Here is a 12,571-nt window from a genome sequence, read left to right as displayed (position 1 = left end):
CTTAAAAATTTTATAAAACGTAAACACAGAATCAGGAGTAATAATGACAGAACTCAGCCCAACCGAGCTTAGAAGTAGCCTCGATAAGCCTTTCGGCACAAATCGCGTAATCGCAGATGACGCTATGATGGCAGCTTCTATCACACCATCTCAGTACCGCTACCATCACGGATCGCGCGTACGCCCAGTTAATTGGAATAATATTGTTGACGACAAGGATTTGGACGTTTGGAATCGCCTTATTGCTAACTTCTGGCTTCCAGAAAAGGTTCCGCTGAGCAACGATATTCCTTCTTGGCGTTCCCTCACCAATCTTGAGCGCAAGACCACTACTCGCGTTTTTACAGGCTTGACTTTACTCGATACCAGCCAGGCAACTATTGGCGAGCTTTGCCAAATTGAGCACGCTCGCACGGAGCACGAGCAGGCTATTTACACGAATATTGCTTTTATGCAGTCGATTCACGCTCGCTCCTACTCCTCTATTTTCTCTACTCTTTGCTCTAGCGAAGAGATTGACGAAGCTTATCGTTGGGCTGTTGGCAACGACGTTTTGCAGCAGCGTGTTACCACAGTGCTTTGCGAGTATGAGAGCGAAGATCCGCTTAAGCGCAAGATTGCTGCAACTATGCTTTCTTCGTTGCTTCTTTACGCGGGATTCTACCTTCCGCTTTATTTTGCTTCTCGCGGTAAGATGATGAACACTGCAGATATGATTCGTTTGATTTTGCGCGATAAAGCGATTCACGGCTACTATTCTGGCTACAAGTTCCAGCGCGGTTTGGAGCTTAGAAGCGAGAACGATAAGAAGAATCTTGAAAAGTTCACTATGAACTTGCTCGACACTTTGTATGATCTGGAAGTTGAGTATTCTGGTCAGATTTATGAAGGATTTGACTTCCATGATGACGTTTTTGACTTCGTGCGCTACAACGCTAACAAGGCTTTGATGAATCTTGGTTACCCTGCCAAGTACAGCGAAGAAGAAACTCACGTAAGCCCAGAAATTCTCGCTGCTCTTTCTCCTGCAGCCGACGAAAATCACGACTTCTTCTCCGGCTCTGGTTCCAGCTACATTATGGGCAAGTCAGTTGAAACCGACGACGATGATTGGGATTTCTAATCAAATAGTTGATTTACTAACTGATTTGCTGAATAACTGAATAACTAACTGATTGGTTAACTAATTAATTTAATTAGTTAACCAATTTTAATTTAGTTAGGTTAATTATTGCAGCTAAATAGAGTCTATATAAAAAGCTAAAAAGTCAGAAAGCAACACAGGTCACTCAGCCTTTATGGTACACTATGTGAAAAGGAACTGGTCTTGTTGATTCGTTTATGCAAAAATCGGCAGCGATTATCACTTCCTACTCACGTTCAAACCAAGATTTTTGAACTGAACTGAGCAGGCACTAAAGTTGGAGTTCAAGTTTATAAAGATGACTAACATCCGTTAGACGCATCTACAAGAAGAAAGAAATCCATTTATGGGGAAAATGACTTATAAAAAATTACTTTGTGTTGTAGTGCTCTTCAGCTCGCTAGTGGGGCTAGCAGCCTGCGGTAACTCCGAAGCAAACAAACCAGTACCAACAAAAATAAGCCGTCATTCTACCAAAAAACATTCAAAACCAATCAAAAAAGCCTCAAAAAAGAAAATCGCCGAAGCTTTTGTAAAGGGACAAGAAGGGACTTTGGAAGCCCTAGGTGAAACTAAACGCGTTATTTGGGACGCTTATCCTGATCAGTTGGCTTACGTTAAAGATGCTTTCTATCACTGGACTCTTCAAGACGACTGGTTCCAGGTTAACACTGGCCATTATATGGTTGTAGACCGTTTGAACAGTTCAGGCATCTTATTAAAGAAACTCCAAAAAGGCATGCCAGTTAAATTAAACGGCAAAGATTACAAAGTGGCGGATTATAAAGACTTTGAGGGTGGCGGAAGCTCGGATAAGTTGCTAAAAGTATTCAAAGAGTACGTTGAGCAATTCCCTAAATCTGCTTACTTTATTCAAACTTGTCTCGATGCCAGAACTTATGGCGGACAACGTTTAGTAGTTCTTGACGTAGCAAAATAGTAAACGATTTAGCAATATAACTTAGATTAGTTTCCAAATTTTGTTGTCTTGAAAATATTGCCTGTTCATCAATATCGTTGATGAACAGGCAATATTTTTTAACTGATTACGCGACTGTATCGCATAACTTTAATTGCACAGTCGCTATGCTATACGAGTTATCGTGGCAAAAATTGCAAAATTAGCAAAAACTGCCACGATAACTTGGTATGTCACGCATTTGCTGGTTCTATTGCAATGCGTCCACCTAACGCTTGAACAACTTTCGCAATAGTTTGAAAGCTAGGATTGCCATCTCGTCTTAGGCTTTTGTAAAGGCTTTCCCTTCCAACCTCAGCTTTTTGAGCAATCTCTTTCATGCCTCGAGCTTTTGCAATATCGCCTATAGCAGCTTGCAACAAACGAGGATCGTTAAGTTCTGCTGCAGCATTGAGATACGCAATAACATCATCATCGTCCTCAAGATACTCACTCGCATCCCATTTACTTATATTTACCATTTTTTCTCCTCAATTAATTGTGCGAGAAGTATCTTCGCTTGCTTAATATCTTTACTTTGACTACTTTTATCTCCACCAGCAAGTAATAGCATTAGTTTTAAGCCTTTTTGTGCAAAATACACACGATACCCTGGTCCAAAAGTGAAACGCAGTTCACTAATACCATTGCAAACTGGATGTAAATCACCTACTGGCTTACCTGCAATTTCGCATAATCTCAGTCTCGCGTTAATTCGAGCTTTAGATTGAGTATCGCGAAGTTTTTCATCCAATTGCGATACTCATCTGTTTTAAGTATCTCCATAAAAGCATTTTATCCTGTAGGATACAGTTTTGCAATAATAAGTAAACAATCATATCAGTTATCGTGGCAGTTTTTGCTAGATTTGCAATTTCTGCCATTATAACTGATGTGTTTAGGTTGATTTTGCAGCATAAAAATTGCTACTGTGTCAAAAATAACAATTACAAGTATTTCCAATTTTACTGTGTCACTAAAAATAGTTACAGCTGATTACATGACAGTATTTTTTATTACACTGAGAGCCATTGCACAATTTATTTGTGCAGCAAAATAGCGTTTTAAGTAAGGAGTTATGCGGTGAAGTGCTTAGCAAAGACAGTAGCTGCAGTAGTTACAACAGTGACAATGTGTCGCAACCAGTGGTAGGTAAATCATTATGAAAAAGCAAATCTTGGCTTATTTTAAGCGACTTATCAAACGAGAAGCTACTTATATGCCGTTAACATTTATTGGCTTGCTTGGAATTTTTGCAATATTTAGTGGCAATACAATTGCTTACATTTCATCTCCAAATAGGTGGATTGAAACATTTGTTTTTACACTTATTGTTGCTTTTGCACGTGCCTTTATACCTGATGATCGTTATTGAACAATTTATTTCATGAAGATTAGCGAAATGCACACAGCACTTCGCTAATCTTCTATTTCATATTTTCTCAGTTATATTACGGTAGATTTTAATCCTATTTGGTTGTTTTTATTTATCAGTAACTTTTCGGTTGCTGCCTAAGATACTAATATGCAATATCCATAGATTACATTAAGAAGAAGGAATGTCATGAGTCAAAATTTTGGAGTAAAAAATTGGAATCCATCTGCTGCAGCAAATACTAGTGACGATGACGATAATCTTTCTGAAGAAGATTTTGATAAATTGACTGCAGAGCTTGAGCAATTCTTTACCAAGTATGTAGTGTTAGAAAATAATAAGTTTGTAGTTCATGACGATGCGATTATTGCCGATGGTTATGGAGAATATTTAGAAGGCTTTCACATCTTAGCAGAAAAATTCACTGCTGGTCTTGAAGAGGACAGGTAGCGTAAATTAACCACGATAAAGCGAGAGTCTGATTGATACTAGTTTAGCGGAATAACAACATTGACCAACCATGCATCATCATCTTTTTGCGCGTTTAAAGATCCACCTAAACGTTCCACGGATTTTTTGTGGAATAGTAGTCCTTTGCCAAAAACAAGTCTTCCACCAAACTTATTCGACAACGAATTCATACACATTATTTTGCATTCTCGCTCATCAACAGTAACGTTCATAGAAAAGTCAACGCTAGTACTGCAATGCTTACGAATATTAGTAAGCAACTCACTGCACATGCGAATAGCACATTGAGCTTTTTCAGTACTAACAGTTGCAGATGCAGCAAAATCACCACTCCCCGAACTTTTATCAACCACTGTTAGAGAGCCATAGTACCCAAGCTGCTCACAAATTTGCCGTTCAGCCTGTAAACGCGCACGAATATTGCATAAGAAATCAGCCAAATTCATGCAATCATTGCTATTAGAACTATAAACAAACTGCGTACTAGCAATATTTGAATCTAAAGAATCATCATACTTTTGTTCAGTTTGCTCAAGCAGGCTGATAACAAGTCTCGCTTTGGAAAGTGCATTACGCGAATGTTCAATAATCTGCTCTAACGATTCTTTTGTATGTTCATTGTTCTCAGCATATAAAGCATCCGTTGCAAGCAGTGTAATATCCGTAATCTCATTGTTCACATCGTCATGCAATTGCAACGCAACCGACGCAATATAAGACTGGAACTTACTCCGTACAATATCCATTTTTGCGCGATTATTTTCTTCCAACATGTTCAAATATTTGCGCAAAACGTAACCACAAATCATGGAAATAAGAATAAAACAAGGAAAAGTAAACGGAATGTACGCCATTTTTGCAAAGTACATAATATTCAGCGAAACTATGTACGCACAAAGCAAATACTTCCACGAATCATAAAAGCCTGCAACAAACATGCTAGCAATCAGCGCAAAAAGCACGCACGTTGCATTTACACCTGGTACTGCTAACGTTACGCAATACAAAATCGGAGTTACGAGTGATACTTGACGCGGAAAAGCAATCAAAAGAAATATTGCAAACATCCAAACGTATTGACATGCAGATTGCTGCGGGTTATGCCACAGCCCAGCTGTATTGCACGATTGCACATCCATTGACACTACAAGAATCGCCAATATTATGAATAAAGTTCGCTGAATTTTCCAGCTTTTAACCAACTCAATAACGCGCGAAAATGTTTTCATTAACATGCGTTATCCGTTTCTTGAGAAGGATTCGGATGACTCTGCAGCGAATCATTCAAATATTGCAGATTGCTAGTTTGCTCACGATTTTGCATTGCAGCAAACGCGGATATTGCTTGCACTCGGTTAGAAACATGCAATTTTTTGTAAATCCTATGAATATGTGTGTTAATAGTGTTTGGCATAAGACCAAGTTGAGCCGCAACCTGATTTGTTGTGCAACCTTTAGAGAGCAGATCCATGATTTTTAGTTCTTGAGACGGCAAAACGCTACGCGACCTTGATTTAGAAAGCCTAATAAAAGATTCTTGCGGAGTAGCAAAATCGTAAGCAACATCCTTAACACATCGACAGCCATACACGTTTTGATTATCGCAATATTGCAAAGCTTCTGCTAACCCTTTGAAATTGTCTTTAGCAACCATAGCTTGCCCACCAACTTGCGCAACCATCGAAGCGTAGGATCTACAATCGTACGAAGTCATGCCAATTAAAATGATACTGTTGTTTTGCTCACGAATTGCGCGTATTACGTCTACTCCAGACATGTCTTTCATTGACATATCTATCAAAATATAATCTGGAGTTGTTTTTGCTACTTGGCAGTATTTCAAAGCTTGCACGCCTGATTTTACGCACCATTTGCACGCGTACTCGCTCGGCAAAAGCTTGCTGAGCACGTTTCGCATAACCGCTAAAACTAGCGGGTCGTTATCTACTATTGCATACGTTTTTTGCATAATGGCTTTCTTGCAATCACACGCTACTTTTCTTATATTCTACTTTATAAACGCGCGCAAAGTAGGGCAAATCGTGTAGTAAAAAATGATTACAAGTACTGCGCGTAAATCATATGTGCTTATAATAAGTAACAATATGTGACTTTTAGTTGCGTTTGAAAATGCAGTTTCAATAATGATTGCAGCAGGATTATATGACAAAACGATTAGTAGTATTGCACTCCGCAGAAGTAGCTGCGATGGCACTTGCCTCAACAGCTGCTTTTATGCGTAGCTTTGGCTTTTTCGTTTTGTGGCTTGTTTTAGGACTTCTTTCTGTTGCATTGTATTCTTATGCATATTTTTTCTTGCGCAAAAGCGTTATTAAAGCAAAAAATGCGTATATAGAAAATAATATATCTAATCTTAACGGCGCAGGCGCTAACAGCATAAGTAGTGATGTTGAGAATATAGAAAACAACAAAGATTACATAACAACTCTTGAGCAAAAACGCAAAAAAGTCGAATCACAAAATAAGCAAATACTTAGCAATTATCTAAATAATTTAACAAATATTATTTCATGCTTTATTTGTGGGCTTATTCACGTTCCTTGGATTTATTACTACGGAATTGCAAATGGCGTCTTAACATTGGTGATTTTGTGGCGAGTAATAAAGCGTCCACAAGGTCACCCTATTGATGAAAGCGATTTGTAAAGATTTAAGACTTATTGGCAATCTACCATTACGATGAGTAATAACTTTTGAGTACATCGTATTGCTCGAAGACTTGCGGCATTTATACTAGAAATAAAATACATACGAACGAGAAGCAACGTACGCTAATTAGCTACAATGCTCACGAACAAAACAGCAAATTGGAAAGAAGGCAACTCATGAGCAAGGACTCTATAAAAGTTATTAAAAAAACGCTTATTTGGATTCTTAAGTGGGCATTATTTACAGCAGTTGAGTTCCTTCTTTTGTATGTTGCAATTATTTCTTGGAATCATGATTTTGCACAGTTCATGGACGAATACAGTGATGCTATTATTCCATTTATGGCAGCAACCGGAGCCATGGCAGCAACAATGATTCGCGACGAAGGCACTATTCTTGAAGTCAAAGATTAAGGTGGTTGTAGATTATTTTGCGGATGCGATTGAAGCCTCTTGGCGAGCAACGTCAAGTGCTTTGTTGAAGGCATCGCTAGTCCAACTTGCTCCAGCAACAACTGAAATATGCAAATCTTTCAACGGCTTTCCAACGATTTTTCCTGGAATAGCCTTTGAGAATGCATCCATATGGCCTCTTGAAATCGGCGTAAACGGATGAGGCGTCATTTGCACATCGCTAACATTCCCATTTGCAACGCTTAAGCGCACATCGAAACTGTCTTCTGCAACCGGACCATACGTAGCTTTGACTTTATAGTCGCCATCTTTGTAATTGCCAGTGTCTGTTTTAGGCTGATTCTGCTGGTTCTGAGAATCCTCACTTTGCGCAGAAGATTTAGATTGCTGAGCACCAGCATCGTACTTTCCAGAAGGATTACCGCCATCATCCGCGCTTTGACCAGAATTACCAGCGAACTCATCGTTCATTGGTACAGCACTCGGCTCACCGCAAGCAGACAACATAGCAGACGATGCAGCTACAATTGCAAGCGTAGCAACAGTTTTTGCAACTTTTTTGGATTTCAAATCGTCGCGTGAAACATCGTGAAACATATTATCTGAAACCATAAAATCATCGCCTTCAAATCTTGTATATTTTAAAACCCACGCAACTAATCATCTAAATTCGCTAATTTAGGCGACTTAGTAGGCTCATGGTCTTGCAAAGCTTCCACAACACTTTCATCAAGGTGAGCACTCGTAAACGCAGGCTTGCCACCAATCGCCTCATACGCTTTGCGAGCATCCTCGTTATTCCAACGCTCACCAACAAGCACACCGTGGTTGAGCATAATTTCTCGATCTGCACATTGAGCAACCAAAGAATCGTGAGTTACAACAATAATCGTCGTACCTTGATTGTGCAGCTGCTTAAACAAGTCGAGCACAATCTGCTCATTTTTTTCATCCAAATTACCAGTCGGCTCATCCGCAAGAAGCAACTTAGGGCAGTTGATAAGTGCACGAGCAACGCAAACACGCTGCTGCTCGCCGCCAGAAAGCTGGCTTGGCAGATGGTGAGCGCGATCCTTCAAGCCCACGCGATCCAAAGCGTCCATTGCTTGAGCTTCGTCAACAACAGAATGATAGTATTGCGCAACCATCACATTTTCAACAGCTGTTAAATGCGGAACAAGATAAAACTTTTGAAAAACTAAACCGATTACGTTTTTACGAACGTCAGCGAGTTGACCGGCATTCAAATCCTCAAGTTTGCGACCTTGCAAAGACACGGAACCTTTAGATGGTGAATCCATGCAGCCAATAATGTTCATTAACGTTGTTTTGCCAGAACCACTGGAGCCAACAATAGAAAGCCACTCGCCTTCTGGCACAGTGAGCGACAAATCGTCAACAGCTCGAAGAGATCCGTAAATCTTGGAAATATGATCCAACGTCAACAGCATTTTTGGCTTAGACTCCGCGCTATCTAACTTATTTTCTATATTCTCTGTCATATTAAATCCTTAACTAATCACTCTAAAATCACTCTAAAAGCTATTCTTCTCGAAGCACAATCGCAGGGTCGATCTTTGAAGCACGCAAAACAGGCGGCAATGCAGCAACGCAAGACGCAGCAACGCTAAATACAATAGAGAACACGACTAGCCACCAATTCACGCCCAAATCTCTCGAGAACACCATTGCAGCAAGCAAGCGCGCAAACACATACCCTACCGCAGTACCAGCAATACCGCCAACGAAGCCATATACTCCAGCTTCAGCAGTAAACTCCACGCCAATACTCCGTGCGCTCGCACCCAAAGCTTTGCGCAAACCAATTTCATTTCGACGCTGCTGCACAATCGAAGAAATCGTAGTGCTCACGCCAACCATCATCAATACTAGAACAACTAGCGATACAATGCAGAACAGGCTGCGAAGCATAGTGATAATACCAGTGTCAGCAGCAGTAACTTTAGTAACTTGCTGAGCGCGCACGCGCATAGAAGTCATGTCGTTAATACTTCTAACAACCGCATCGACGCTAGGCGCAGAAGACGAGTAAGCAATCACGTCTGCTCCGCGCTTAACTCCCGTAAGAGTATTCACATCCGCATTAAGAGCGTAAAGCATAGAATCTTCAGCACCGCCCGTATCCAAAATGCCGCAAACGCGGAAAGTTGTGCCGTGAGTATCCATAATATCCGTTGAGACTCTGCCTTCAACAAGCTTTTGTTGAGAAGATTTTTGCGCAGACTGATCTGAAGAATTTGCAGCAGAATTTTGCGCTTGATTCTCTGCTGGCTTCTCTACAGACTGATTTGTAGACTTATTTGCAGATTCACTTGCAGACTTATTTGCAGACTTATTTGCAGACTTCTCTGCTGGCTTATGCGAGCCGGCAGTATTATCCGAAGATCTATACGCAATCGCAATTCGAGAACCTATTTTTAAGCCCATCGCAAGAGCTACATCTCGCCCAACCATAACATTTCCACTGCTAGGCCAAGAGCCGTCTACATTCCAATGCTTATTAAGCGACTTTACTGAACGAACGTCTATTCCTGCTAAAACATACGGAGCTGCGTTAATACGCACGTTTTCGTAACGATATGTAGCAGATCGCATAGCACCTTTTGCAAGAACCATATCGTTTGTGTGCAAAACCATCGCGCGATCAATACCGTTTTTCCACTCGCCCTCAATTGGAGTTACGATAATATTCGCTCCATAAGCACGCATTTCATCGCTCATTTGCTGAGGCACAACCAGGCAGATTGCAGCTAAACAAAACAGCGTAGCAGCACCAACAAGCGTTGCAATAACAGCCATCAAAGCACGCGATTTTCTACGAAATACCGCGCTAAATAGCATGGTAATAAACATAGAATTGTTGGAAGTCATATAAGATTTACCTGCCATGAAGCACCTCCGCAGGACGCACACTCAAAATCGAACGAATCGAAGAGCCTGCAGCCGCAAGCACAGTCAACGCAAGCAGCACGAACACCAGAACAAATACCATTGGTCGGAACAAAATCGAAGAGCCAAACACTGTGAAACCAATAATCTGCGCCACCGCAAATCCCAAAGCCATGCCGAGTAACGCTCCACCAAACGCAATAACCGCAGTTTCCATAAGCATAAGACGAGCAACAGCACCATCACGTGCACCCAAAGCCTTAAGCAATGCAAGCTCGCCAGAACGCTCAGAAATTGAAGCAGCCATAAGATTCGCCACAGCAACAGCAGCAGCAATTAAACTCAACGCAGTCATCAAAACCATAACAGCACGCGTCTTATTTAATACGTTACCCTGCAACGCCGCAACTTGACGAACCTGCTTTGCAACAGCTCCAGGAATTACCCCCTCAATTTGGTAAGTAATCGAACTCGGGTAAGCCGTGCAATACCAAGTTTCCCACTCTTCCTGGCTTAGCGCTGCCGGATTTTTAGCAGCCTTTCGCGCTAAATCATTTTCAGGAGTAGTAAGCGCCTTTACTTCAATCGAATCAACCTTATTCGGCTTATTTGCAAGGCCTTGAGCATCGCTAGAACCTGCGTAGATTGCGTTATTGTCGTCGTCGCCAGAATCGTATACGCCAACCAAGCGCAACGAAACCTCGCGTCCGTCACGAATCAAACGCAAACGCTGGCCAAGTTTTAAGTGCAAACGCTCAGCTAGCTGCGCACCTACCATTGCTTCAGATTTATTATCTTTTGCCCAACGACCTGCATTAATCTTCCACCAAGAGCGCAAACCTCTAACACCAACAACTGTTGTTTCCCCGGAAGCGAGCGCAAGCTTACGATTAAACCAAGTTCCAATAATAGGCACTACCAAATCGCCAGAAGATTTCGCTTCAAGATTTGCATGAACAATTATTTTCGGCGCAAAATTAGTGATATTAAACGCCCAGAAAATCATTTTTATTTTTGCAGCATCAGATTCTTTTAGCGAAGCAGTAGACTCGTGGCTTTCCGCAGCCTTTAAACTCTCAGAACCATTAGTATCAATCTGCTCTCGAGAAGCATACAAATCATTTACAACAGCGCTAGATTTTGGCTGAACCACAATATTTGAACCATATGAACTCAGCTCTGCGTTAATTTTGTCTCCAACGTCATACACAACGCTAAGCATTGACACGCTAACGCACGCGCTTAAGCACACTACGAGCGCAATTAACACACGCTTTTTCAATTGCCGCACAAGAGATCGAGCAACCATGCGCATCATAAACATAGCAACTCTCCCTTACTTAAAATGCGAACTGAGCACGTCTAAATCAGCAGTATGAATTGTGATTTTGCCATGCCCAGCCTTATACGGGAACGGAATCGGATTGCAACCACCTTTAAAACCGATAGTTGCCAAATTAATTGCTACGTCGCACTTACGGCAAATAATCTTACCGTCTTTTTCATAGTAGCCTGCATCGCCGCAGTTTTCGCAAGCATCCAATCCAACGCCATACGCTCCACCATTCTTTTTAATGATTATAAAACGCATAATAGTGCCGTCTTTTGCTTTGTATTGGAAACGATGCAAATGACCATCTGAAACTTGAACGTAATTAATAGTTGCAACACCATCGTGCAATTCATACGGTTCTGGAGGCGTAAGAGTTGGTTTAATATTCATAATAGATACGCCTACAGTAAGCGTAAGTATTACTGTGATAGCAGCCAAAAGAGCTGCGAGCGCAGACTTTCGAGATTTCCTTTTAAACGCTCGCTTCGTGCGAATTTCTGCTGCATTTTCACCAACTACAGCCGTTTTAAAGCCGATTATTACAGACGCAGCAGCAGGAATCATGAACACGCTAATTTGCGCCATAATCATTAATGGAGCGTTATTAATTAGCCAAACAAGCACGCTGAAAGAAAAGTCATCCATATAAAGCAGAATGCTTCCTTGCATAATCTGCAAAAGTGAAGTTATGTGCTGCACTAGCAAAATAATCATGCTTAAAACTACAGCAATTTTGAAGCAAATAGCGTTAGACGTAGTGCGCAAAGAACGCACCATAAGACTTAAGCAGATAGCAGCAATAACGCCAAGCACAAAACCAAGCGCGCGAAGTAACATGTCTGATGTAAAAGGCGGAGTGCTTGAATCTACGAAAATAGTAAGTTGCAAAATAACATCTGGTAAAGCATAAAACACAGTAAACGCTAAGCAACATGCACCAATCGCGTTACTTATGTGCATTAAAAGCGGGCAATTACGCCAATTTTTTATTATTTTGTGTGAAAAAATAACCACAATAATTGCAGCAATATCAAGCGGAACCGCAATACACAACGCCGGCATATTAATAAAGTTTCGCTGATTAATTACCACAGATGCGCGGAGTATAGCAAAAATAAGAGCTGCGACTGTGCCTGCAGACAGCCCATACAATCTCCAACGTGCACTCAGAGGCTTATCTCGCCCCTCGCCAACAGTAAGCGATGTGCTTAATCCCATTGTGAGTAGCGCAAGAGGGAGCAGCCCAGGCATAACTGCCACAAACAGTCTGAGCATAACTCCCTCCTTTGCTATTACT

Annotated in this window: 15 protein-coding genes; 6 read left to right on the top strand and 9 right to left on the bottom strand. The window is 41.2% G+C overall.

Translation table 11 applies throughout. The annotated features are described in order from the left end of the window. Positions 1-43: 43 nt before the first annotated feature. Together nrdF and HXT57_RS00695 are read left to right on the top strand one after the other, a co-directional pair. A complete protein-coding gene (nrdF, locus tag HXT57_RS00700; RefSeq protein WP_421783585.1) occupies positions 44-1,123 on the top strand; it encodes a class 1b ribonucleoside-diphosphate reductase subunit beta in 1,080 nt (359 codons plus the stop codon). A 367-nt stretch (positions 1,124-1,490) separates the two neighbouring features. Continuing rightward, positions 1,491-2,084, top strand: a complete 594-nt coding sequence (locus HXT57_RS00695; protein WP_041160459.1) for a hypothetical protein — start codon at positions 1,491-1,493, stop codon at positions 2,082-2,084. A 212-nt stretch (positions 2,085-2,296) separates the two neighbouring features. Here HXT57_RS00695 and HXT57_RS00690 read toward each other — a convergent pair whose 3' ends face one another. Continuing rightward, complete coding sequence (locus HXT57_RS00690) at positions 2,297-2,584, bottom strand: addiction module antidote protein (RefSeq protein ID WP_004109873.1); 288 nt, start codon at positions 2,582-2,584, stop codon at positions 2,297-2,299. Beyond that, complete coding sequence (locus HXT57_RS00685) at positions 2,578-2,856, bottom strand: type II toxin-antitoxin system RelE/ParE family toxin (protein WP_004109878.1); 279 nt, start codon at positions 2,854-2,856, stop codon at positions 2,578-2,580. The genes HXT57_RS00690 and HXT57_RS00685 overlap by 7 nt, the downstream gene beginning before the upstream one ends. A 408-nt stretch (positions 2,857-3,264) precedes the next feature. Here HXT57_RS00685 and HXT57_RS00680 point away from each other — a divergent pair, with 408 nt between their 5' ends. Together HXT57_RS00680 and HXT57_RS00675 are read left to right on the top strand one after the other, a co-directional pair. After that, the gene (locus HXT57_RS00680; RefSeq protein WP_004105675.1) at positions 3,265-3,477 is read left to right on the top strand and encodes a hypothetical protein; all 213 of its coding nucleotides are present in this window, start codon (positions 3,265-3,267) and stop codon (positions 3,475-3,477) included. A gap of 189 nt (positions 3,478-3,666) precedes the next feature. Then, positions 3,667-3,927, top strand: coding sequence for a hypothetical protein (locus tag HXT57_RS00675; RefSeq protein ID WP_174182684.1), 261 nt, complete (start codon positions 3,667-3,669; stop codon positions 3,925-3,927). Positions 3,928-3,965: 38 nt separating this feature from the next. Here the strand turns inward: HXT57_RS00675 and HXT57_RS00670 are convergent, their stop codons facing one another. Next, positions 3,966-5,183 (bottom strand): histidine kinase dimerization/phosphoacceptor domain-containing protein, encoded by a 1,218-nt coding sequence (locus HXT57_RS00670; protein WP_248893081.1) that lies wholly within the window; start codon positions 5,181-5,183, stop codon positions 3,966-3,968. Further along, positions 5,177-5,917 carry a response regulator transcription factor gene (locus HXT57_RS00665; RefSeq protein WP_421783583.1) on the bottom strand — a complete coding sequence of 247 codons (741 nt, stop codon included), beginning with the start codon at positions 5,915-5,917 and terminating at the stop codon, positions 5,177-5,179. Before HXT57_RS00665 ends, HXT57_RS00670 begins: the two co-directional genes overlap by 7 nt. Positions 5,918-6,111: 194 nt before the next feature. Between HXT57_RS00665 and HXT57_RS00660 the strand changes: the two genes are divergently transcribed. Next, positions 6,112-6,615 (top strand): hypothetical protein, encoded by a 504-nt coding sequence (locus HXT57_RS00660; protein WP_116431960.1) that lies wholly within the window; start codon positions 6,112-6,114, stop codon positions 6,613-6,615. 179 nt (positions 6,616-6,794) lie between these two features. After that, positions 6,795-7,031 (top strand): hypothetical protein, encoded by a 237-nt coding sequence (locus HXT57_RS00655; protein WP_004109891.1) that lies wholly within the window; start codon positions 6,795-6,797, stop codon positions 7,029-7,031. Between the two features lie 12 nt (positions 7,032-7,043). On the opposite strand, the gene HXT57_RS00650 is transcribed toward HXT57_RS00655, so the two are convergent. Genes HXT57_RS00650 through HXT57_RS00630 form a run of 5 tightly spaced genes read right to left on the bottom strand, consistent with a single transcriptional unit; the run spans position 7,044 to position 12,549 of the window. Continuing rightward, complete coding sequence (locus HXT57_RS00650) at positions 7,044-7,643, bottom strand: FMN-binding protein (RefSeq protein ID WP_103013773.1); 600 nt, start codon at positions 7,641-7,643, stop codon at positions 7,044-7,046. A 44-nt stretch (positions 7,644-7,687) separates the two neighbouring features. Next, positions 7,688-8,533: an ABC transporter ATP-binding protein gene (locus HXT57_RS00645; RefSeq protein ID WP_103013772.1), complete on the bottom strand. Its 846-nt coding sequence runs from the start codon at positions 8,531-8,533 to the stop codon at positions 7,688-7,690. A gap of 40 nt (positions 8,534-8,573) precedes the next feature. Continuing rightward, the gene (locus tag HXT57_RS00640) at positions 8,574-9,941 is read right to left on the bottom strand and encodes an ABC transporter permease (protein ID WP_410310247.1); all 1,368 of its coding nucleotides are present in this window, start codon (positions 9,939-9,941) and stop codon (positions 8,574-8,576) included. Next, positions 9,931-11,265 carry an ABC transporter permease gene (locus tag HXT57_RS00635; protein WP_421783581.1) on the bottom strand — a complete coding sequence of 445 codons (1,335 nt, stop codon included), beginning with the start codon at positions 11,263-11,265 and terminating at the stop codon, positions 9,931-9,933. Before HXT57_RS00635 ends, HXT57_RS00640 begins: the two co-directional genes overlap by 11 nt. Before the next feature lie 12 nt (positions 11,266-11,277). Next, positions 11,278-12,549 carry a DUF2318 domain-containing protein gene (locus HXT57_RS00630; protein WP_012913769.1) on the bottom strand — a complete coding sequence of 424 codons (1,272 nt, stop codon included), beginning with the start codon at positions 12,547-12,549 and terminating at the stop codon, positions 11,278-11,280. Between the last annotated feature and the right edge of the window lie 22 nt (positions 12,550-12,571).

Source organism: Gardnerella sp. KA00771 (assembly GCF_049244045.1).
GTDB lineage: Bacteria > Actinomycetota > Actinomycetes > Actinomycetales > Bifidobacteriaceae > Bifidobacterium > Bifidobacterium swidsinskii.
The sequence above is the reverse complement of the archived record's forward strand: the minus strand, read 5'-3'. Positions and strand labels throughout refer to the sequence as shown.

Bases quoted from the DNA above. Each gene is read 5' to 3' on its own strand.
- nrdF (WP_421783585.1), top strand. From the start codon at position 44: ATGACAGAACTCAGCCCAACCGAGCTTAGAAGTAGCCTCGATAAGCCT.
- HXT57_RS00695 (WP_041160459.1), top strand. From the start codon at position 1,491: ATGGGGAAAATGACTTATAAAAAATTACTTTGTGTTGTAGTGCTCTTC.
- HXT57_RS00690 (WP_004109873.1), bottom strand. From the start codon at position 2,584: ATGGTAAATATAAGTAAATGGGATGCGAGTGAGTATCTTGAGGACGAT.
- HXT57_RS00680 (WP_004105675.1), top strand. From the start codon at position 3,265: ATGAAAAAGCAAATCTTGGCTTATTTTAAGCGACTTATCAAACGAGAA.
- HXT57_RS00675 (WP_174182684.1), top strand. From the start codon at position 3,667: ATGAGTCAAAATTTTGGAGTAAAAAATTGGAATCCATCTGCTGCAGCA.
- HXT57_RS00670 (WP_248893081.1), bottom strand. From the start codon at position 5,183: ATGTTAATGAAAACATTTTCGCGCGTTATTGAGTTGGTTAAAAGCTGG.
- HXT57_RS00665 (WP_421783583.1), bottom strand. From the start codon at position 5,917: ATGCAAAAAACGTATGCAATAGTAGATAACGACCCGCTAGTTTTAGCG.
- HXT57_RS00660 (WP_116431960.1), top strand. From the start codon at position 6,112: ATGACAAAACGATTAGTAGTATTGCACTCCGCAGAAGTAGCTGCGATG.
- HXT57_RS00655 (WP_004109891.1), top strand. From the start codon at position 6,795: ATGAGCAAGGACTCTATAAAAGTTATTAAAAAAACGCTTATTTGGATT.
- HXT57_RS00650 (WP_103013773.1), bottom strand. From the start codon at position 7,643: ATGGTTTCAGATAATATGTTTCACGATGTTTCACGCGACGATTTGAAA.
- HXT57_RS00645 (WP_103013772.1), bottom strand. From the start codon at position 8,533: ATGACAGAGAATATAGAAAATAAGTTAGATAGCGCGGAGTCTAAGCCA.
- HXT57_RS00640 (WP_410310247.1), bottom strand. From the start codon at position 9,941: ATGGCAGGTAAATCTTATATGACTTCCAACAATTCTATGTTTATTACC.
- HXT57_RS00635 (WP_421783581.1), bottom strand. From the start codon at position 11,265: ATGTTTATGATGCGCATGGTTGCTCGATCTCTTGTGCGGCAATTGAAA.
- HXT57_RS00630 (WP_012913769.1), bottom strand. From the start codon at position 12,549: ATGCTCAGACTGTTTGTGGCAGTTATGCCTGGGCTGCTCCCTCTTGCG.